At 62.4% G+C, this 20384-nt stretch carries 14 protein-coding genes; 10 read left to right on the top strand and 4 right to left on the bottom strand.

What is annotated here, in order from left to right:
* The first annotated feature begins 25 nt into the window (after nucleotides 1-25).
* From KW846_RS28970 to cysC, 8 genes are all read left to right on the top strand, one after another.
* Nucleotides 26-805, top strand: a complete 780-nt coding sequence (locus KW846_RS28970; protein WP_218486364.1) for an efflux RND transporter periplasmic adaptor subunit — start codon at nucleotides 26-28, stop codon at nucleotides 803-805.
* Nucleotides 802-2121, top strand: coding sequence for an HlyD family efflux transporter periplasmic adaptor subunit (locus KW846_RS28965; protein WP_218486363.1), 1320 nt, complete (start codon nucleotides 802-804; stop codon nucleotides 2119-2121). The genes KW846_RS28970 and KW846_RS28965 overlap by 4 nt, the downstream gene beginning before the upstream one ends.
* Nucleotides 2122-4218: a biotin/lipoyl-binding protein gene (locus KW846_RS28960; protein WP_218486362.1), complete on the top strand. Its 2097-nt coding sequence runs from the start codon at nucleotides 2122-2124 to the stop codon at nucleotides 4216-4218.
* 119 nt (nucleotides 4219-4337) lie between these two features.
* Complete coding sequence (locus KW846_RS28955; protein ID WP_218486361.1) at nucleotides 4338-5921, top strand: glycosyltransferase family 39 protein; 1584 nt, start codon at nucleotides 4338-4340, stop codon at nucleotides 5919-5921.
* A gap of 152 nt (nucleotides 5922-6073) precedes the next feature.
* Nucleotides 6074-6919, top strand: a complete 846-nt coding sequence (locus KW846_RS28950; RefSeq protein ID WP_218486375.1) for a sulfotransferase — start codon at nucleotides 6074-6076, stop codon at nucleotides 6917-6919.
* A 131-nt stretch (nucleotides 6920-7050) separates the two neighbouring features.
* Nucleotides 7051-15222 carry an Ig-like domain-containing protein gene (locus KW846_RS28945; protein WP_371321784.1) on the top strand — a complete coding sequence of 2724 codons (8172 nt, stop codon included), beginning with the start codon at nucleotides 7051-7053 and terminating at the stop codon, nucleotides 15220-15222.
* 44 nt (nucleotides 15223-15266) lie between these two features.
* On the top strand, nucleotides 15267-16781 hold the full coding sequence (locus KW846_RS28940; RefSeq protein ID WP_116582502.1) for a TolC family protein: 1515 nt from the start codon (nucleotides 15267-15269) through the stop codon (nucleotides 16779-16781).
* On the top strand, nucleotides 16765-17370 hold the full coding sequence (cysC, locus tag KW846_RS28935; protein WP_218486359.1) for an adenylyl-sulfate kinase: 606 nt from the start codon (nucleotides 16765-16767) through the stop codon (nucleotides 17368-17370). Before KW846_RS28940 ends, cysC begins: the two co-directional genes overlap by 17 nt.
* An 11-nt stretch (nucleotides 17371-17381) precedes the next feature.
* Here cysC and KW846_RS28930 read toward each other — a convergent pair whose 3' ends face one another.
* Nucleotides 17382-18140: a slipin family protein gene (locus tag KW846_RS28930; RefSeq protein ID WP_116582504.1), complete on the bottom strand. Its 759-nt coding sequence runs from the start codon at nucleotides 18138-18140 to the stop codon at nucleotides 17382-17384.
* A 2-nt stretch (nucleotides 18141-18142) separates the two neighbouring features.
* Nucleotides 18143-18676: an NfeD family protein gene (locus tag KW846_RS28925; protein ID WP_218486358.1), complete on the bottom strand. Its 534-nt coding sequence runs from the start codon at nucleotides 18674-18676 to the stop codon at nucleotides 18143-18145.
* A gap of 199 nt (nucleotides 18677-18875) precedes the next feature.
* Here KW846_RS28925 and KW846_RS28920 point away from each other — a divergent pair, with 199 nt between their 5' ends.
* Nucleotides 18876-19337: an aminoacyl-tRNA deacylase gene (locus tag KW846_RS28920; RefSeq protein ID WP_007975646.1), complete on the top strand. Its 462-nt coding sequence runs from the start codon at nucleotides 18876-18878 to the stop codon at nucleotides 19335-19337.
* 141 nt (nucleotides 19338-19478) lie between these two features.
* On the top strand, nucleotides 19479-19724 hold the full coding sequence (locus KW846_RS28915; protein WP_007975644.1) for a DUF2789 domain-containing protein: 246 nt from the start codon (nucleotides 19479-19481) through the stop codon (nucleotides 19722-19724).
* A gap of 4 nt (nucleotides 19725-19728) precedes the next feature.
* On the opposite strand, the gene KW846_RS28910 is transcribed toward KW846_RS28915, so the two are convergent.
* Entirely contained in the window at nucleotides 19729-20010 is a 282-nt protein-coding gene (locus tag KW846_RS28910) for a type II toxin-antitoxin system RelE/ParE family toxin (RefSeq protein WP_218486357.1), read from the bottom strand.
* Complete coding sequence (locus tag KW846_RS28905) at nucleotides 20007-20285, bottom strand: antitoxin of toxin-antitoxin stability system (RefSeq protein WP_218486356.1); 279 nt, start codon at nucleotides 20283-20285, stop codon at nucleotides 20007-20009. Before KW846_RS28905 ends, KW846_RS28910 begins: the two co-directional genes overlap by 4 nt.
* Nucleotides 20286-20384 lie beyond the last annotated feature (99 nt).

Here is a 20384-nt window from a genome sequence, read left to right as displayed (position 1 = left end):
CGTTGATCCGAAAGGGAGAACGGTCATGCGGTGTTTCTGTGTGTTGGGGTTGGGTTTTTTCTTCGTTGCGAGCGTTGTCCTGGCGCAAACGCCCGGGGCAGACGACCCGCTTGCGCAAATGGATGCGAGCGCCAGTGCTGCAACCAGCACCGAGGCCCGTGGTGTATTGCGCGCCAGGGACCAGGCCGTACTGGCCAGTGAGGTGCCCGGGCGGATTGTCGAATTGCCGTTCAGCGAGGGGGAGTCGTTCAAGAAGGGCGATACCCTGGCGCGGTTCGATTGCTCGGCCTATCAGGCGCAGCTCAATGCCGCTCAAGCGGCCAGCCGTGGCGCAGGTGAAGAACTGGCGCATAACCGGCAACTGGCCGCGCTGAATTCGGTCGGGCGTTTCGAAGTGGCACGTGCCGAGGCCAAGGTCAGCGAAACCCAGGCGCAGTCTCAGGTGTATCAAGTGCAGGTCAAGCGTTGCAGCGTGCTGGCGCCGTTCGATGGCCAGGTCGTCGAGCGCAAGGTACAGCGCTATGAAAGCGTTCCTGCCGGCGCGCCATTGCTGGACGTGGTCGATAATCGCACCCTGGAAATCCACCTGCTGGTGCCCTCGCGCTGGATGGCCCGACTCAAGCCCGGGCAGACTTTCAGTTTTGTTCCCGATGAAACCGGCAAGCCGTTGGCTGCGACGGTCAAGCGCCTGGGCGCGCGAATCGATGAAGGCAGTCAGACCTTGCTGCTGGTGGCCAGCGTGCCTGACGCCAGCGGGTTGCTGGCGGGCATGAGCGGCACGGCGCATTTCGCGGAGTTCAAGTGAACGCGCCGGTGAGCGGCGGTGCCGAGCAGGTGTTCGCACGGTTTCTTGATCTTGAGCGCCAGACCCGCGCAGCCCAAACGCCTGCCCAATTGGCCTACAGCCTGGTCAATGATGGCCAGGCACTGTTTGGCTTTCGCCATGCGGCACTGTTGATCGCCGGGAAGGTGCAGGCCGTGACCGGTGTCAGCGCGGTGGAACCGAATTCGCCGTTTGTCGCGTTCGTCGAGCAGGCGGTGGCGCCGTTGTTCAAAGGCGAGCAGTTGCAGCAGGCGCGGGTCATTGCCGCCGACCTCCTCAGCGAATCACTGCAGGCGCAATGGCAAAGCCTGTCGGCTGCACAGGTGTTCTGGCTGCCGCTGATCGATCGCCAGGGCGAGGTGTTCGGCGGGTTGTGGCTGGCCCGGGATGTTCCGTGGAACCCTGGCGAACAAGTGCTGCTGTCGCAACTGGGCGATACCTACAGTCACGCCTGGCAGGCGTTGCAACTGCGCAAGCCGTGGCGCCTGCGCTGGACGCGCAAGCGCCAGGCATTGCTGGTGGCAATGCTAGTGCTCGGGCTGTTGATCCCGGTGCGCCAATCCGTTTTGGCGCCAGCCGAAGTGGTGCCGCTCGGTGGTCGGGTGGTGGCGGCGCCGCTGGACGGTGTGATAGCCGAATTCCTGGTCAAACCCAACCAGACGGTGAAGGCCGGTGACCTGCTGCTGCGCTTCGAAAGCACCACGCTCAAGGCTCAGGCCGATGTCGCCGGACGCGCCCTCGGGGTTGCCGAGGCGGAACTCAAGGCCAACTCCCAGCGCTCGTTCGCCGATGCCGAGTCCAGCTCGAAACTGGATTTGCTGGCCGCCCGGGTCGAACAGAAACGTGCCGAGCGTGACTACGCCCGTGAACTGCTCAAACGCAGCGAAGTGCGCGCCGAGCGCAATGGCATTGCGGTATTTGCCGATGCCGAACGCTGGACCGGCAAGCCCGTGCAGACGGGCGAGCGGCTAATGGAAATCGCCGATCCGGCTCAGGCGCAATTGCGTATCGAACTGGCCGTGGGCGATGCGATTTCCCTGGAGCCCGGCGCCGAGGTCGCCTTGTTCCTCGACAGTGACCCGCTGCAACGGCATCTGGCCAGGCTCGAACGTTCGGCTTATGAAGCGCAGCCCACGGCGGGCGGGCAGTTGGCCTATCGCCTGGATGCGATTTTCGACGCGGCACCCCCGCGCATCGGTTTGCGCGGCACGGCGAAAATCTTCGGTGACCGGGCGCCGCTGGCGTTGTACCTGCTGCGTCGACCGCTGGCCGGTTTGCGTCAGAGCGTGGGCCTGTAAATGAGCCTGCCCGGCCTGCGTGCCGACCTGCAATTATCCCCGGCAGCGCCGGCGCTGGACGGTGCGCCCTGCTGGACGCTGGCCGATCCGGTGCGGGGGCGTTACTTCAAGCTCGGTACCACGGCCATGCGATTGTTGCGTCACTGGTCGCTGGATGAACCCGAGCAAGTCTTGCAAGCGGCCAATCGTGAGCCGGGACTGGCGCTGGGTGCTGCGGATCTTGAGCAGTTGCTGGTGTTCTTGCGCAGCCACGACCTGATTACCGCCCTTGATCCCCAGCAGCGGGCCAGTTACAGCCTTAAAGCGGCTGCGCAGCGCCAGAGCCTGTGGCAGCTGTTGCTGCATCAATACCTGTTTTTTCGTATTCCGCTGTGGCGTCCCGAGCGTTTTCTCAACCGTGCCTGGCCATGGCTGGAGCGCTTTGGCCCGCGGGCGCTGCGCTACGGCTTGCCCACTGTGCTGGGTTTGGGGGTGTTTCTGGTGTCGCGGGACTGGCAGCGGTTTATCGCGACCTTTCCGCACTTGTTCAGCCTTGGTGGCGCATTGGCGTTTGGCGTGGCCCTGTTCTTCGCCAAGCTCTGCCACGAATTCGGTCATGCGTTCATGGCCAAGCGCGCCGGGTGCCGGGTACAGAGCATGGGCGTGGCGTTCATGGTGCTGCTGCCGATGTTCTATACCGATGTCAGCGATGCCTGGCGGGTCAATGATCGCAAGGCCCGGTTGCTGATTGGCGCGGGCGGGGTGCTGGCCGAGTTGCTGTTGGCGTGCATGGCCTTGCTGGCGTGGTCGTTGCTGTCCGACGGGCCTGCTCGCACCGCGGCGTTCATGCTCGCCAGTGCTACGTGGATCACGACGCTGGTGGTCAACCTCAACCCGTTCATGCGCTTTGACGGTTATTTTTTGCTCAGCGATTTCTGGCAGGTCGATAACCTGCAAGGCCGGGCGTTTGCCTTGTGTCGCTGGCGCCTGCGCGAGTTTTTGTTCGGCTACGGTGCCACGGCGCCGGAGCCTTGGTCGCCGACGATGCAACGGCGCTTGCTGATCTGGGGGTATGGCTCGTGGTTATGGCGTGCGGCATTGTTTTTCGGGATAGCTCTGGCGGTCTACCACCTGTTCTTCAAGGTGTTGGGGATCTTCCTGATGCTGGTGGAACTGGTGTGGTTCATCTTTCTGCCCATCATGAGTGAATGGCGCCAGTGGTGGAGCCGCCGCGAGCAGGCGCATGGGCCGCGGGTGCTGCTCAGCAGTCTGGCGGTGCTCGGACTGTTGTTGCTGCTGATCCTGCCGTGGCGCAGTGCCGTCGAGGTGCCGGCCATGCTCGAAGCGGGACGGGTCAGCACCTTGCATGCGCCCGTGGCGGCACGGATCAAGGCGGTGAATGTGCAGGACGGGCAGGCGGTGGCCCAGGGCGATGTCCTGATCGAACTGGAGTCTCCGGATCTCGATTCGCGCCAGGCCATCGCGCGCCGGGAGATCGAGATTCAGCAGTTGCAGATGCGTCGTCAGGCCGGCCGCAGCGAAACGGCTTCCGATGCCGGGATCGTCGAGCAGCGCCTGGCCGAAGCGGTCTCGGAATACCGGGGGCTGGCGGCTCAGCGCGAGCGTTTGCTATTGCGCGCCCCCCATGCCGGCACGGTGCGCGACCTGCTGCCGCAATGGGCGGTGGGGCGCTGGCTGTCGACCCGGGAGCCGCTGGCCCGGGTTGTCGAGCGGGGTGTGCGCTTGCGCGGCTATCTGGCCGAGGCGGAGCTCTGGCGCGTGGCACCGGGTGCCACCGGACGGTTTATCGCGGACGATCCGATGCACCCGGCGATTGCCGTGCAATTGAGCGAAATCGATACCAATGGTGCGGCGTTTGTCGATCAGGAAGCGCTGACATCCGATCACCACGGGCCGATTGCCGTGCGCCGCGATCAGTCTCAACGGGCCGAGCCGGTACAGGCGCAGTACGGCGCGCGCTTGACGCCGCTCGATCCAGCCCCGGCACCCGTGCAGCCGTTACGCGGCGTGGCGGTGTTGCAAGGCCGTGGTGAGTCGGTGCTGGGCGTTGCCTGGCGACGGCTGGCGGCGCTGGGTGTCAGGGAAAGCGGATTTTAGCTCGACCGGCTCTCCTCGCCGCGGGTCGTTTGGCCTGCGGGCCAGCATCGACGATGCTCGGGCTGAAGGTCTAAAGTGAATCGCGAGTAACCTGTCACTGAGCGTTGCAAGGGGAGGCGATGGAGGCGCGCAGAGAGACGCCGATGGGCGACACGCAGGGGCCACGCGCAAATCCTGGTTTCGCCAGGGGGGCGCAACTGATTATTCGCTGGGCGCGGGAGCATTGGCTGGTGCCGATCCTGGTCCTGGCGGCGCTGGTGCGCTTCTACGATCTGACGGCGGCTGCGATCTGGGGCGACGAGGGTTCCAGCCTGTTGCTGGCGCGTTATTCATTGCCGGACATCTGGCTTCACGCTGCCTACGACGTGCATCCACCGCTGTATTTCATGCTGCTGCACAGTTGGATGACCGTCTTCGGCGACGGCATATTTTCGATCCGCTGTCTCAGCGCCCTGCCGGGCATCGCCTCGGTCGGGCTCGGCGTGTGGCTGGTGGATCGACTGGCTACCCGCCGCGCCGCGATACTCGCCGGCTTTCTGCTGGCGCTGCTGCCCACGGCGGTTCGCTACAGCCAGGAAGTGCGCATGTATTCGCTGTTGGGGATGTGGTTGCTGGGGGCGACGATTGCCCTGGTGTACTGGATCCGCAAACCGCAACGCCGACGTTATCTGGTGATTTACGTCCTGCTCATGAGCGCGGCGTTCTACACCCATTACTTCACTGCGCTGTGCGTGCTTTGTCATTGGTTGTACCTGGGCATCATCCGCGTGCAGCCGGGGTATCGCCTGCGATGCATCCAGCGTGGCGACTGGTGGCTGGCAAACCTGGCCATTGTCGCGCTTTACCTGCCGTGGATACCGGGGCTGGTCGATCTGTTGCAGCACATCGATCAACTCAAGGCCAACGGGGATGTCGGCTGGGAAACGCCGGTCACCTTCGATTCCCTGCCGTCCATGGTGTGGTCGCTGTTGATCCAGGACGATGGTGAAAACCTGCCGCCGCTGGTGTTTGCCGTCCTGCCGCTGGCCTTGCCAATATTGGCGGGGGTGGCGCTGGTGCGGGACCGAAGCGTGTTCCGCGGCAGCGCGTTGCTGGCGGTCTACACCTTGGTTCCGATATTGCTGGTGTTTGCGGTGTCGTTCATTTCACCGATGTTCATTGAACGCTATCTCACCGCCTATGCTCTGGGCCTGCCGATGCTGGTGGCGTTGGCGATCGACCGCCTGTACAGCGGCTCCCGCGTGGTGGCGTTGACGGTGCTGGTGCTGTTTGTCGGTGTCGAACTGGTGGGCTTGAACAACAACGCCACGGTCGACATCCATGACCAGATCAATGTCCTGGTCGATGACGTCAACCAGCACTTCCAGCCCGGCGATCAAATCGTCACCAGCGACATGCTCTGGTACTTGAGCTACGTCTACTACAACCGTACCGGTGCAAAGCCGCTGCTGTACACCCCGCCACATGCCGACGGAACCTCGGGTCGTCCGAATGACTATGGTTTCGGCACCCTGACGGAGCCGGATGAGTACCTCGACAGCCTCGGCGATTTGCCCAAGGGCACCCGGCGAATCTGGTTGATCAGCACCGCCGATGTGCCAGATGAGTTTGCCCCCGTGCCGGCTCTATGGCGGCTGGGCCGTCAGGTCAAGGCCGGTGGCGTTGTCGCCAGGCTGTATGTGTCCCCGCTGGCTGGGAAATAAGCAGCATTGAGGCTAAAACGGTTCAGCCATTCGATGGAGATTAAATAGTCGGTCTCCAGTGGAATTGACTCCGAATTGATATCAAAACACCACTAGGCGTGGACTTTACCTTCGGTTACGCTTTGTCCTACAAAATGGACTTGCGGCTAATGGTGAAGGAATTGCACCAGTTCCACTTTATTTCCGGTTTGCCACGCTCAGGCTCGACGCTGCTTTCTGCCATTCTTTTGCAGAACCCGCGTTTCCATGCCGGAATGACCAGCCCCGTGGGTTCCCTGTTTTCCGGCGTTCTGGACCAGTGCAGCGCTGGCAGCGAGTTCGGCGCGGTGATCGACACCGACATGCGCCGCCGCCTGTTGCGCGGTCTGTTTGATTCCTTCTATGCCGACAAGGCCGACAAACCGGTGGTGTTCGACACCAATCGTCTTTGGAGCGCCAAGCTGCCGGCCATCAACGATCTGTTTCCCAAGGCCAAGGTGATTGCCTGTGTGCGCAACGTCGCCTGGATCATGGACAGCATCGAACGTCTTTATCGCGCCAACCCCTATGAAAACACCAAGCTCTTCGGCGATGCCGTCGAGCGCAACACCGTCTACAGCCGTTGCGAAACCCTGGCCCAACGCAATCGCCTGGTGGGTTTTGCCTGGGCGGCGCTCAAGGAAGCCTATTACGGCGAGCATGCCGATTCCTTGCTGATCATCGACTATGACTTGCTGACGCAAGCGCCTGATCGAGTGCTGCGGCTGGTCTACGACTTCATCGACGAGCCCTGGTTCGAGCACGACTTCGAGCACCTGGCGTACGACGCCCCGGAGTTCGACCAGGCCCTCGGGGTGAGCGGCCTGCACAAGGTCAAACCCAAGGTTGCCGCACAGGCCCGGCGCACCATCCTGCCGCCGGATCTGTTCAAGCAATACTCAGACTTGTCCTTTTGGCTCGATGGCTCTGCCAGCGCCGCCAATGTCATTCGTATGAAGTCCGACGCCGCGAACATTTGATCGCGGCGTTTTTCATTGATGCGTTACGTACATTCGTTCGAATTCGGGTGAGCAGCATGTGGTGGAGCATTTTTGGCGGAGCAAAGGCAAAGTCACGGGTAAACGAAGGCCAGCGGACGCCAGCGGCGCCCATGATCATGTCCCTTGAACCGCGCATGCTGTTCGACGGTGCCGTCGCCGCCACGGTGGCCGATACCGCCGCCCAGGCCGACAGCCATTCCACAGCTGATGCCGCCAAGGCGCCGACCGCCGAGCGCCCGACGGCGAGCAAGGATACCCACGGCCAGGCCGATGCCACGCCGGCGGCCAGTCCCGTTGCGGTGCCGGGGCAGAGCGTGGTGTTCGTCGACTCCCGGGTGAAAGATGCCGACAGCCTGCTCGCAGGCGTCGCCCCCGGGACCCAGGTCGTGAAACTCGACGCGGGCAAGGATGGGCTGCAACAGATAGCCGACTACCTCGATCAGCACCAGGGCATCAGCTCGGTGCAGATCATCGCCCACGGTAACGCCGGCGACCTGTGGCTGGGCGACAGCTATCTGTCGGCCGACAACGTCGCCGCCCGCAGCGCGGTGCTGGCGGAAATCGGCAAGGACATCAACGCCGGCGGCGACATCCTGATCTACGGCTGCTACACCGCCGAAGGCGAGCGTGGCCTGAGCTTCGTCGATTCGCTGGCGCAAATGACCGGCCGCGATGTAGCCGCTTCGAACAACCGTACCGGCGTGGGCGGTGACTGGGATCTGGAAATCACCACCGGCAACATCGAAAGCGCCAGCGTGCTGTCGGCGCAGGCCATGAGTGATTACCAATGGGGCCTGGCCACCTGGACAGCCACCAACAACTTCGATTCGGGCGCAGGTTCGTTGCGCGGGGAGTTGGTGAAGGCACAAAACGGCGACCTCGTCACCTTCGACTCCAGTCTGACCGGAACGACCATTGGTTTGAACACCGAGTTGTTGATCAACAAGAACATCACCGTCGATGGCGACCTGAACAACGACGGCGTGGCCGACATCACTCTCAGTGGCCAATACAAGACCCGTGTCATCGAGGTTGCAGCGGGCAGCACCGTGCAACTTGATGGGCTGGTCATCACCAAAGGCCTGGCCGCCGGAGACGGTGGCAACGGTGGTTTCGCCGCCGCAGATGCCTTGGGTGGTGGCATCCTGAACGCCGGCAACTTGACCCTGAAAAATGTCAGTGTGACCGCCAACGCCGCGTCTGGCGGTGGTGGCGGTGGCGGTGTGACACCGGTTTATGCGGGCGGCGGTGGCGGTGGTGGCGGCGGGGTCGGCGGTTCGGGAGGCGGCTCTGGCGGCAGTGCGCATTCGATCTACGCGGTACCTACCTATGACGGTGGCGTCGGCGGTTCAGGCAGGGGCGGGGCGGGTGGCAGTTATGACAACATCCACCTCAATGGCCGTGGTGGCAATCTTGACGGCAGTGGTGGTGCCGGCAGCATCGCTCCGGCCATAACGGGTTACAGCGTTGGGGGTGCCGGTGGTTCGGCAAGCAATGGCACGATTGCCGTCGGGGGTGGCGGCGGCGGCTCCGGTTTTAACAAGGTCGGTGGCATCGGCGGTTCGGCCGCAGGCGGTATCTACAACTCCGGCACCCTGACCGTCATCGGCAATTCGCATATCAGTGGCAATATTGCTGCCGGTGGCGGCGGTGGTGGCGGTGGCGGGAATGCCGCCTACGGTGGCACTGTGGATAACGGCGGTGCTGCTGGCCAGGGCATCGGCGGGATCTGGAACAAAGGCACGCTGGTAATGACAGCGGCGAATTTCGCGGCCTTGAGCGGCAACGTCGGCGCCAGCGGCACGGCGGGCAGCGCGGCGGGTGGTGGCTTCAGTGGCGGCAGCCCGACAGCCGTCACCAACCTGCGCAACGACAGCATTCTCATCAACGATTACGTCGAACCACCCACTGCCACCATCGTGGTCGCCGACACGGCACTGAGCATCGGCGAGACCTCGCTGGTGACCATTACCTTCAGCGCCGCGGTGACCGGACTCACCAATGCCGACCTGACCATCGCCAACGGCACCCTGAGCACGGTGAGCAGCAGTGACGGCGGCGTCACCTGGACCGCGACGTTCACGCCAAGTGCCTCCATCAGCGACACCACCAACATCATCACCCTGGACAACACCGGCGTACAAACGGTCACAGGCAGCGTAGCGGGCGTCGGCACCACCGACTCCAATAACTATGCCATCGACACCCTGCGTCCGACGGCCACCATTGCCGTGGCCGACACCGCGCTCAAAGCCGGCGAAACGTCGCTGGTGACCATCACCTTCAGCGAGGCCGTGACAGGCTTCACCAATGCCGACCTCACCATTGCCAATGGCACCCTGAGCAATGTCGCCTCCAGCAACGGCGGCATTACCTGGACGGCAACCTTCACGCCGACCGCCAGCATCACTGATACCAGCAACCTGATCACACTGGACAACACCGGCGTCAGTGATGCGGCAGGCAACGCGGGCTCCGGCACGACCGATTCGAACAACTTCGCCATCGACACGCTGCGTCCGACGGCGACCATCGTTGTGGCCGACACTGCGCTGTCTGTGGGTGAAACGTCGTTGGTGACGATCACGTTCAATGAGGCTGTGACTGCATTCACTACCGCCGACCTGACGGTAGCCAACGGCACCGTGACCGGCCTGAGTAGCGGCGACGGCGGCACTACCTGGACGGCAACCTTCACGCCGACCGTCAACATCACCGACACCACCAACGTCATCACACTGGACAACACCGGTGTCGCTGACCTGTCGGGCAACTTCGGCAGCGGCACCACTGATTCGAACAACTACGCCATCGACACCCGGCGCCCGACCGCCACCATCGTGGTGGCCGACAATGCGCTGAAAATCGGCGAAACCTCGCTGGTGACGATCACCTTCAGCGAAGCAGTCAGCGGTTTCACCAACGCCGACCTGACCATTGCCAACGGCACCTTGACCGCGGTGAGCAGCAGCGATGGCGGTATAACCTGGACCGCTACTTTTACCCCTACCGCCAGCATCACCGACACGACCAACCTGATCACCCTGGACAACACTGGCGTCAGCGATCTGGCGGGCAACGCCGGCAGCGGCACCACCGACTCCAACAACTATGCGATCGACACCGTGCGGCCAACGGCAACCATCGTGGTGGCGGACACGGCGCTGAGAATCGGCGAAACCTCGCTGGTGACGATCACCTTCAGTGAAGCAGTCAGCGGATTCACCAACGCCGACCTGACCATCGCCAACGGCACCTTGAGCGCGGTCAGCAGCAGCGACGGCGGGATTACCTGGACCGCGACCTTCACACCTTCCGCGAGCATCAACGACTCGACCAACCTGATCACTCTAAACAACACCGGGGTCAGCGACCTGTCGGGCAACGCCGGCAGCGGCACCACCGATTCCAACAACTACGTCATCGACACGGTGCGTCCGACCGCCACGATTGTACTGGCCGATACAACACTGGCAGCGGGCGAAACCTCGCTGGTAACCATCACCTTCAGTGAAGCGGTCAGCGGTTTCACCAATGCCGACCTGACGATTGCCAACGGCACCTTGAGCGCGGTCAGCAGCAGCGACGGCGGGATTACCTGGACCGCGACCTTCACCCCGACCGTCGGCGTGAATGACTTGAGCAACGTCATCACGTTGGCCAATACCGGTGTGACCGACATCTCTGGCAACACTGGCAGCGGCACCACGAGTTCCGGCAACTACACCATCGATACGGTGCGGCCGACGGCCACCATCGTGGTGGCCGACAATGTGTTGAAAATCGGTGAAACGTCGCTGGTGACCATAACCTTCAGCGAAGCGGTCAGCGGCTTCAGCAACGCCGACCTGAGCATCGCCAACGGCACCTTGAGTGCCGTGAGCAGCAGCGATGGCGGCATCACCTGGACCGCGACCTTTACGCCGAGCAACGCCATCACCGACGCCACCAACCTGATAACCCTGGATAACAGCGGCGTGCAAAACGCCTCGGGCAACGCCGGTAGCGGCACCACCGATTCAAACAACTACGCCATCGACACCGTGCGCCCGACGGCGACCATCGTGGTCACCGACGCTGCTCTGGGCGTGGGCCAGACAACCACGGTCACCATCACGTTCAGCGAAGCAGTGACCGGTTTCACCCTGGCCGATCTGACAGTGAGCAACGGCACGCTCAGCAGCTTGTCCACATCGGACAACATCACCTATACCGCGACATTGACTCCGACGGCGAGCATCACCGACACCAGCAACTTGATTACCCTGGACAATACCGGTGTTGTCGATGGGGCGGGCAACAGCGGTAGCGGCACCACGGACTCGAACAATTACGCCGTCGACAGCCAGCGCCCGACCGCGACCATTGTCATGGCCGACCCGACGCTGAGCGCCGGTGAATCCACGCTGGTGACCATTACCTTCAGTGAGCCGGTGAGCGGTTTCACCAACGCAGACCTGTCCGTGCCCAACGGCACGCTGAGCGTAGTCAGCAGCAGCGACGGCGGCATTACCTGGACCGCGACCTTCACCCCGACCGTCGGCGTGAAGGACTTGAGCAACGTCATCACCCTGAACAATACCGGTATCACCGATGTGGCCGGCAACACCGGCAGCGGCACCACCAATTCCGGCAACTACACCATCGATACGGTGCGGCCGACGGCGACCATCGTGGTGGGCGACAATGCGTTGAAAATCGGTGATACGTCGCTGGTGACCATCACGTTCAGCGAAGCCGTCAGCGGTTTCTCCAATGCCGACCTGACCATCGCCAACGGCACCTTGAGCGCGGTCAGCAGCAGCGACGGCGGCATCACCTGGACCGCGACCTTCACCCCGACCAGCGCCATCACCGACACCAGCAACGTCATCACCCTGGACAACAGCGGTGTGCAAAACGCCTCGGGCAATGCCGGCAGCGGCACCACCGATTCCAACAACTACGCCATCGACACCGTGCGCCCGACGGCCACCATTGTGGTCGCGGACACCGCGCTGAGAATCGGCGAAACCTCGCTGGTGACGATCACCTTCAGTGAAGCGGTCAGCGGTTTCACCAATGCCGACCTGACCATTGCCAACGGTACGCTGAGCACGGTGAGCAGCAGCGACGGCGGCATTACCTGGACTGCAACCTTCACGCCTTCGGCGAGCATCAACGACACGACCAACCTGATCACCCTGGACAATACAGGGGTGACCGATGGGGCCGGCAATACCGGCAGCGGCACCACCGACTCCAACAGCTACGCCATCGACACGGTTCGCCCAACCGCCACGATCGTGCTGGCCGATACGACGCTGAGCGCCGGTGAAACCTCGTTGGTAACCATCACCTTCTCCGAGGCGGTGAGCGGTTTCGACAACGCCGACCTATCCGTTCCCAACGGCACGTTGAGCGCGGTGAGCAGCAGCGACGGCGGCATTACCTGGACCGCGACGTTCACGCCGGACGTTGCGATCAACGACACGACCAACCTGATCATCCTGGACAACAGCGGCGTCACCGATCTGGCAGGCAACACGGGTACCAGTACGACCAACTCCGCCAATTTCACCATCGACACTGTGCTGCCAACGGCCGCCATCGTGGTCGCCGACAACGCCCTGAACGTCGGCGAAACCTCGCTGGTGACCATCACCTTCAGCGAAGCAGTGAACGGTTTCACCAATGCCGACCTGAGCATTGCCAATGGCACCTTGAGTGCGGTGAGCAGCAGCGACGGCGGCATCACCTGGACGGCGATCTTTACACCCACCGCCAACATCACCGACGCCAGTAACCTGATCACCCTGGACAACAGCGGCGTGCAGAACGCCTCCGGCAACGCCGGCAGTGGCAGCACCGATTCCAACAACTACGCCATCGACACCCAGCGCCCGACCGCCACTATCGTGGTCGCCGACACTGCCCTGAACGTCGGCGAAACCTCGCTGGTGACGATCACCTTCAGTGAAGCGGTGAGTGGTTTCAGCAACGCCGACCTGAGCATTGCCAACGGCACCTTGAGCGTGGTGAGCAGCAGCGACGGCGGCATCACCTGGACGGCCACCCTGACACCGTTGGCGGCCATCACCGACACCAGCAACCTCATCCAGCTCGATAACAGCGGTGTTCAGGATGCGGTGGGCAACGCCGGCAGCGGCACCACGGATTCGAACAACTACGCCATCGACAGCCAGCGCCCGACCGCGACCATCGTCATGGCCGACACCGACCTACGACCCGGCGAAACGACCCTGGTGACCATCACCTTCAGCGAAGCGGTCAGCGGTCTGGACAGTTCCGATCTGAGCGTCGCCAACGGCAGCTTGAGCGGGTTGAGCAGCAGCGACGGCGGCGTCACCTGGACGGCGACTTTCACGCCGACCGCCAGCATCACCGACACCACCAACCTCATCACCCTGGACAACACCGGTGTCACCGACGCTGCAGGCAACGCCGGGAGTGGGGTGACCAACTCGGCGAATTACCTGGTGCAAACCACCGTGCCGACCGCCAGCATCGTGATCGCCGACACGGCGCTCAAAGCTGGCGAAACGACCCTGGTAACCATCACCTTCAGCGAGGCAGTCAACGGTTTCAGCAATGCGGACCTGAGCGTCGTCAACGGTACATTGAGCAATGTCAGCAGCAGTGACGGCGGCATCACCTGGACAGCAGCGTTTACGCCAGCCTCGAACGTGACCGACGCCAGCAACCTGATTACGCTCGACAATAGCGGCGTGGCCAATGCGTGGGGCAATACGGGAGCGGGCACCACCGACTCGAATAACTTCGCCATCGATACCGTGCTGCCGACAGCGACCATCGTGGTTGCCGACACCCAGCTCGGCATCGGCGAAACGACCACTGTGACCATTACCTTCAGCGAAGCGGTGAGCGGTTTCGACCTGTCGGACATCAGTGTTGCCAATGGCACGCTGTCGAACCTGAGCAGCAGCGATGGCGGCGTGACCTGGACCGCGACCCTGACGCCGACCGCCAATGTCAGCGATGCAACCAACCTGATCGTGCTCGACACCGGTCGAGTGCAGGACGTTGCCGGCAACTTCGGTGCAATTATCGCCATCTCCAACAACTACGCGCTCGATGCGACCCGGCCGACGGTGACCATCGTGGTGGCCAACCCGAACCTCGGTATCGGCCAGACCACTATGGTGACCTTCACCTTCACCTTCAGCGAGGCGGTCAGCGACTTCGACCTGTCCGACCTGAGCGTGACTAACGGCGAGCTGAGCAATCTCGGCAGCAGCGATGGCGGCAAGACCTGGACGGCGACGTTCACACCGACGGCCAATGTCACCGATCCAAGCAACTTCATCGCCCTGGACACCGGCAACATCACAGATCTGGTGGGCAACACGGGCAACACCGTAGCGGTGTCGAACAATTACACACTCGACAGCGAGCTGCCGACCGCCACCGTGGTAGTCGCCAATCCAGACCTGGGTGTGGGCCAGACCTCGCAGGTGACCATCACCTTCAGCGAAGCGGTCAGCGGTTTTGATTTGTCCGACATCAGTATTGCTAACGGCACCTTGTCCGACCTGAGCAGCAGCGACGGCGGCAAGACCTGGACGGCGATGCTGACACCGACCGCCAACATCAATATCGCCAGCAACGCGATCATCATCAACCGCGCCGGTATCAGCGACATGGCCGGCAACAGTGGCAGCGGCGTGAGCCAGTCCGACAACTTTGTTATCAACACGGTGCCGACCTCATCGGTCGTTGTCGTTTCGCCAGACCCGGCGTTCCGCACCAACACCCCGGTGACGCTGCCCGATGTGCCCAACGTGCCGCTGCAACCGTTTGTTTTCACGCCACCGACGGGCAATCTCGCTTCACCGCTGACTTTCCAGCCGTTGTTCGAACAACGGGTGATCGGCGACGGCATCCGGCCGTTGGGCGATATTTTCATGAACCACGGCGCACTGACCCCGAGTTTCATCGCGCAGGTTTTCAGCAGCGATGACGGCGGTGGCGATGGTTCGGGGCATGGTTTCCTCGGATTCGGTGGTGGCGACGGCGGTGTGTTCAGCACCAGCACGCTGTCGAGCCTGTTTAATCAGGACAGCAGTGCAGAGCGCGATTCGCTGAACGCCTTTGGCAGTCAGTCGATCAAGTCCGGCGATGTTTCCCAAGGCCTGCGCGGGGTATTTGGCGCACCGACCCTGGGTCAGCAATTGCAACAACTCAAAGACAACGAGCAGCAGCAGGTCGACCAATTGGCCGCCGCTCTGAAGCTGGCCGGCATCAGCGAAATGCAGGCCTGATGAAAACTTTCACTTTTGATGCGGCACCCAGGGGCGATGCAAGGATGAAAAAAAGTCATAAGTTGTTCGGCGCCAGCCTGCTGGCACTGGCGATCAGCGGATGCGCAGTCACCAGTGAGCCGATCGAACGCAGTGTCAGTGAGCAGCGGGCCAAAAGTGACCTGCAAGCCATGTACAAGGGGCAGGAGCCTCTTGGCGGCCCGTTGACCCTGCACCAGGCCATGGCCCGTGCGGTGAAGTACAACCTCGAAGGCCGGTTGAAAATCATGGAAGAGGCCCTGGCCAAGCGTCAGCTCGACCTCGCCAGTTTCGACATGCTGCCGCGCATGGCGCTGGATGCCGGATACGTGGGGCGCAACAACGTCAACGCCTCCAGCAGCCAGAGTGTACGCACCGGCACGCAGTCCCTGGAACCTTCGACCTCCCAGGACCGCGACCGTGATGTAGCGGACCTGACCATGGTCTGGAACGTGCTCGATTTTGGTGTCAGCTACATCAGCGCCAAGCAGCAGGGCGACCAGCGCCTGATCGTTCAGGAGCGTCGGCGCAAGGTGATCAACACCATCGTCCAGGACGTGCGTTCGGCGTACTGGCGGGCGATGGCTGCCGAACGCCTGCTCACACAGATCGACAGCCTGATGGCGCGGGTTGAGACCGCGCGCAACAACAGCCAGAGCATGAGCCAGCAGCGCATTGGCGACCCGGTGCAGGCCCTCGGGTATCAGCGCTCGCTGATCGAGGCGACCCGCCAACTGGAAGAGCAGCGCCGTGCGTTGTCACTGGCCAAGACCGAACTGGCAACCCTGATCAACCTGCCGATGGGCACGGAGCTGACCCTGGCGACCGATAACGGTTATGAGATTCCCGAGCTCAAGGTCGACTTGGCCAGTCTCGAACAGGAAGCCTTGACCAGTCGTCCGGAACTGCGCGAACAGGATTATCAGACCCGTATCAGCGCGGCCGAGACCCGCAAGGCCATGTTGCGCCTGCTGCCGGGCCTGGAGTTCTCCGCCGGCGGACATTACGACAGCAACTCGTTCCTGGTGGAGCAAGGCTGGGCCGATTACGGCGTCAAAGTCACCTGGAACCTGTTCAACGTGATCTCGGCTCCGGCGGCGATCGACGTAGCCAAGGCAGGTGAGGAAGTCGCCACGGCGCGCCGTCAGGCGATGTCGATTGCGGTGCTGGCGCAACTGTATGTGGCCAATGCCAACTACCGCGAGGCCTTGCGCCAGTTCAAGACCAATCAGCAATTGTCGGACATCGACGGGCAAATCGTCGGTCAGTTGCGCAACCGTCACCAGGCGGACGGTATCGGCGAGCTTGATCTGATCCAGGGGGAACTCAACACCTTGCAGGCCGATCTGCGTCGTGACCTGTCCTACGCCGACCTGCGTAACGCCTATGGGCAGATTTTCGCCAGTGCCGGTCTCGACCCGCTGCCGGATCAGGTGCAATCGACACAAGTCCAGTCCATCGCCACGGCCCTGGCCAACCGCGAAGCGGCCTGGGCGGCAGGTGATATTACGGTGCCGGTGACGCATGCCCCGGTGCGCTGACGTGAAGGCCCCGACCGCCAGCGTCAGCAGGGCTCAGCGCGAGCGACGCAACGGTCATCGCGGCGCGGCCATCTTGCTGACCGGCCTGCCGGCGGCAGGCAAGTCGACCCTTGCGCAAGCGCTGCACGCCGAGTTGTTTGCCCGCGGACTGCAGAGCGTGGTGCTCGATGGTGACGGGCTGCGGGTGGGGCTCAACCGGGACCTGGGCTTTGGCGACAGCGATCGTCAGGAGAACATCCGCCGCGCCAGCGAACTGGCATCGTTGCTGGTGGAGAACGGACACATCGTGATCCTGGCGATGATCGCGCCCTTGGTGGAGTTGCGTGATGTGTTCGCCCGGCGACTCGGTGACGATTACCGGGAAGTCTGGTGCAGCGCGGCCCTGGCGGTGTGCGAGCAACGTGATCCGAAAGGTCACTATGCCCGTGCCCGACGGGGTGAGTTGGCCGGCTTTACCGGGGTGTCTGCGCCGTATCAGGCGCCGGTCGATGCGGAGCTGGTGCTCGACACCGGGGTACAAACGGTCGAGGCCTGCCTTGATCGACTGCTGACCTGGCTCGCTGAATCCGAAGTGCTGCCCAGGTCCTGACCGATCGGCGCTCAGGGTTTTGGCGACAAGTCAGCCATGCCCTTGAGCAACTCGATCGGCAACGGAAAGACGATGGTCGAGCTCTTGTCGCCGGCAATCGAACTCAGGGTCTGCATGTAGCGCAGTTGCATGGCCCCCGGTTGGCGGCCCAGCATTTCGGCGGCCTGCATGAGTTTTTCCGAGGCCTGCAATTCGCCTTCGGCGTGGATCACCTTGGCGCGCCGTTCCCGTTCGGCTTCGGCCTGCTTGGCAATAGCGCGGACCATCGATTCGTTGAGGTCCACGTGCTTGATCTCGACGTTGGCGACCTTGATGCCCCAGGCGTCGGTCTGGGCGTCGAGTACTTGCTGGATATCCAGGTTCAACCGCTCGCGTTCGGCCAGCAGTTCGTCCAGTTCGTGTTTACCCAGCACCGCCCGCAACGTGGTTTGCGCCAATTGGCTGGTGGCGGCCAGGAAATCCTCGACCTGAATGATGGCTTTCTGCGGATCGAGCACGCGGAAATACAGCACCGCGTTGACCTTGACCGACACGTTGTCGCGGGTGATCACGTCTTGCGGCGGTACGTCCAGCACCACGGTGCGCAAGTCGACTCTGACCATTTGCTGGACCACCGGAATCAGCAGGATCAGGCCGGGGCCCTTGACCTGCCAGAAGCGCCCGAGCTGGAACACCACCCCGCGCTCGTACTCGCGCAGGATGCGGAACGTCGACCCCGCCAGTGCGATGAGCAACAGCAGCAGCGCGACAAGACCCAATTGCAAACCCATGACTATTCTCCGCCCGGCGCCGCGTCAGCCGCGGCCACTTGCAGCAGCAAGCCCTTGCGCCCCACCACCCGCACCCGTTGCCCGGGTTGCAGCGGCGTTGCGCTGAGTACCTGCCATTGTTCTCCTTGCAGATGCACCCAGCCGCCATAGGCGTTGCCGGCCTGCAATGACGTCACTGCCGTCACGCTGCCAAGCAGCCCGGCATCACCGCTGACGGTGTGGCGGGGTCGGGTTTTCAAGGCGTGAATCACCAGGTAGATCAGTAGCAGCGCACTGACCACTGCCAGGCCGATCATCAACGGCACGGGCACTTCGGTGTTGGACAGGATCACCGCGCCGATCACGAACATCACGATGCCGCCCAGGCCGATCACGCCGTAATTGGGCAGGGCCGCCTCGGCGATCAGGAATGCGATGCCGAAGGTGATCAGCCAGATCCCCACGGGATTGGGCACCAGCAACACCACCGTGTCGGCAGCGCAGGCCGATCCGCTCAACGCCAACAGCAACGCAACCGCACAACAACGCGTGTTCACCTGACCCTCCGGGAGAGTCGTGGAGTGGCTCTGAGTACAGTTTAGTTGAGCCTCGGCCTGTATGAATTTTGCTCAATTGTCGTCGTCGGCCGATGGGCGGATTTCCCGCCGGATCACGCCGGCGGGCCTAGACTTTTACTACGCAAGCAACGCTTTAACCATCGTCTGCCAGCGATCACGGCGGACACCGAGGTGCATCATGCGTATGGCAAGAACCGTGCAGCGAAGCCTGGAAAAGGCTCAATGCGAATATGACATCGTCAGCCACCCCCACTCGGCCAGCAGCCTCGAAACGGCACGGGTCGCCGGTATTCCTGCCGAACGGGTGGCCAAATCGGTGATCCTCGACGATCACCATGGGCACTATCTGATGGCCGTGCTGCCCGCCAGCCGTCACCTTGACCTGAGCAAGGTCCGCAGCAGCGGTGAGTGGCAGGTTTCCCGGGAAAGCAACCTGGCGCACCTGTTCGACGATTGCGAACGCGGTGCCGTACCGGCGCTGGGTGAGTCCTATGGATTGGAAGTGGTGATCGACCCGCTGCTGACCCGGCAGAAAGACATCTATCTGGAGGCCGGCAACCACGTCAACCTGGTGCGTATGGACATGCCCGAGTTCCTGAAAATGGTGCCGCATGCGGAGGTGCGGGAGTTGAGTCATTGAGTTTTGTTTCGTCAATGCTGACGTCTTCGCGGGCAAGCCCGCTCCCACAGGGTTTGGTGTCAATCACAAAACCTGTGGGAGCGGGCTTGCCCGCGATTGACCGCGCAGCGGTCCCCCTAAATTGATCCCCAGGAGTTCAACATGGAAAGCCCGACCCACAACCTGCCATCCCTGTTCAAACAACTCGGTCTGCCGGACGACGCCGAAAGCATCGATAAATTCATCGCCACCCATTCACCGCTCAAACCGGAACTGCACCTTGCGGATGCATTTTTCTGGAGCCCGAGCCAGGCGGAGCTTCTGCGAGACGAGATTCTCGATGACGCGGATTGGGCGGAGGTGGTGGATCAACTGGATGTGATGTTGAGGAAGGGGCGGGGGGTGTGAACCGTCATCGTCCGGGCGGCCACTGTCGAGAGGTATGGACCAGGGCGAGTATCCAGATGGCGTCCAGCCCCTGTTCATAAACAATGCGGTAACTCTGATGTGGAATCAGCTCGCGAGTGCCTGAAATGATCCCGGCAGGGCCACTTTCCGGGTATTGGGCAAGCCGGAATAGTGCATCGCTGAACCGGTTGTCCATGTCGATGGCTGCCTTCGGGTTAACGGCATGCAGGTAATCCCAAATGTCTGCACGGTCCTGTGCTGCGTCTTTCGTCCATATTATTTTCATTCTTGTCGCTCGGCCCGCCTGCGCCTGGCAGCGAACTCTGCCTCGATTTCTTCATTTGTCAGCCCGTCGCCGGCGCGCATCGAAGCGCGTGCGGTGTCGACCTTGCGCTGCAGGAATGCTTCGTACTCGCGAGCCTCCCGTTGGGTTTGAACAAACTGACGCATCATTTCCCGGACGATTTGCGAGGCGGGGCGATGAGCGGCGTCTGCCTCTGCCATGAACTGTTCACGCAATTCAGACTCAAGTTTCATTGTAAAAACGGCTTGTTTCGACATGGCTGCCTTCTCGGTTGTCGTAATGACAAAGTATATACATCTTCAGTACGTTGGCTGGTTCACCTCTATGGCTTCACGACGGATGGCAGCCAATATGTT

This window comes from Pseudomonas sp. PDM32 (genome assembly GCF_019219225.1).
In the GTDB taxonomy this organism is placed as follows: Bacteria; Pseudomonadota; Gammaproteobacteria; order Pseudomonadales; family Pseudomonadaceae; genus Aquipseudomonas; species Aquipseudomonas laurylsulfatiphila.
This window is presented reverse-complemented; position numbering and strand designations above follow the sequence as displayed.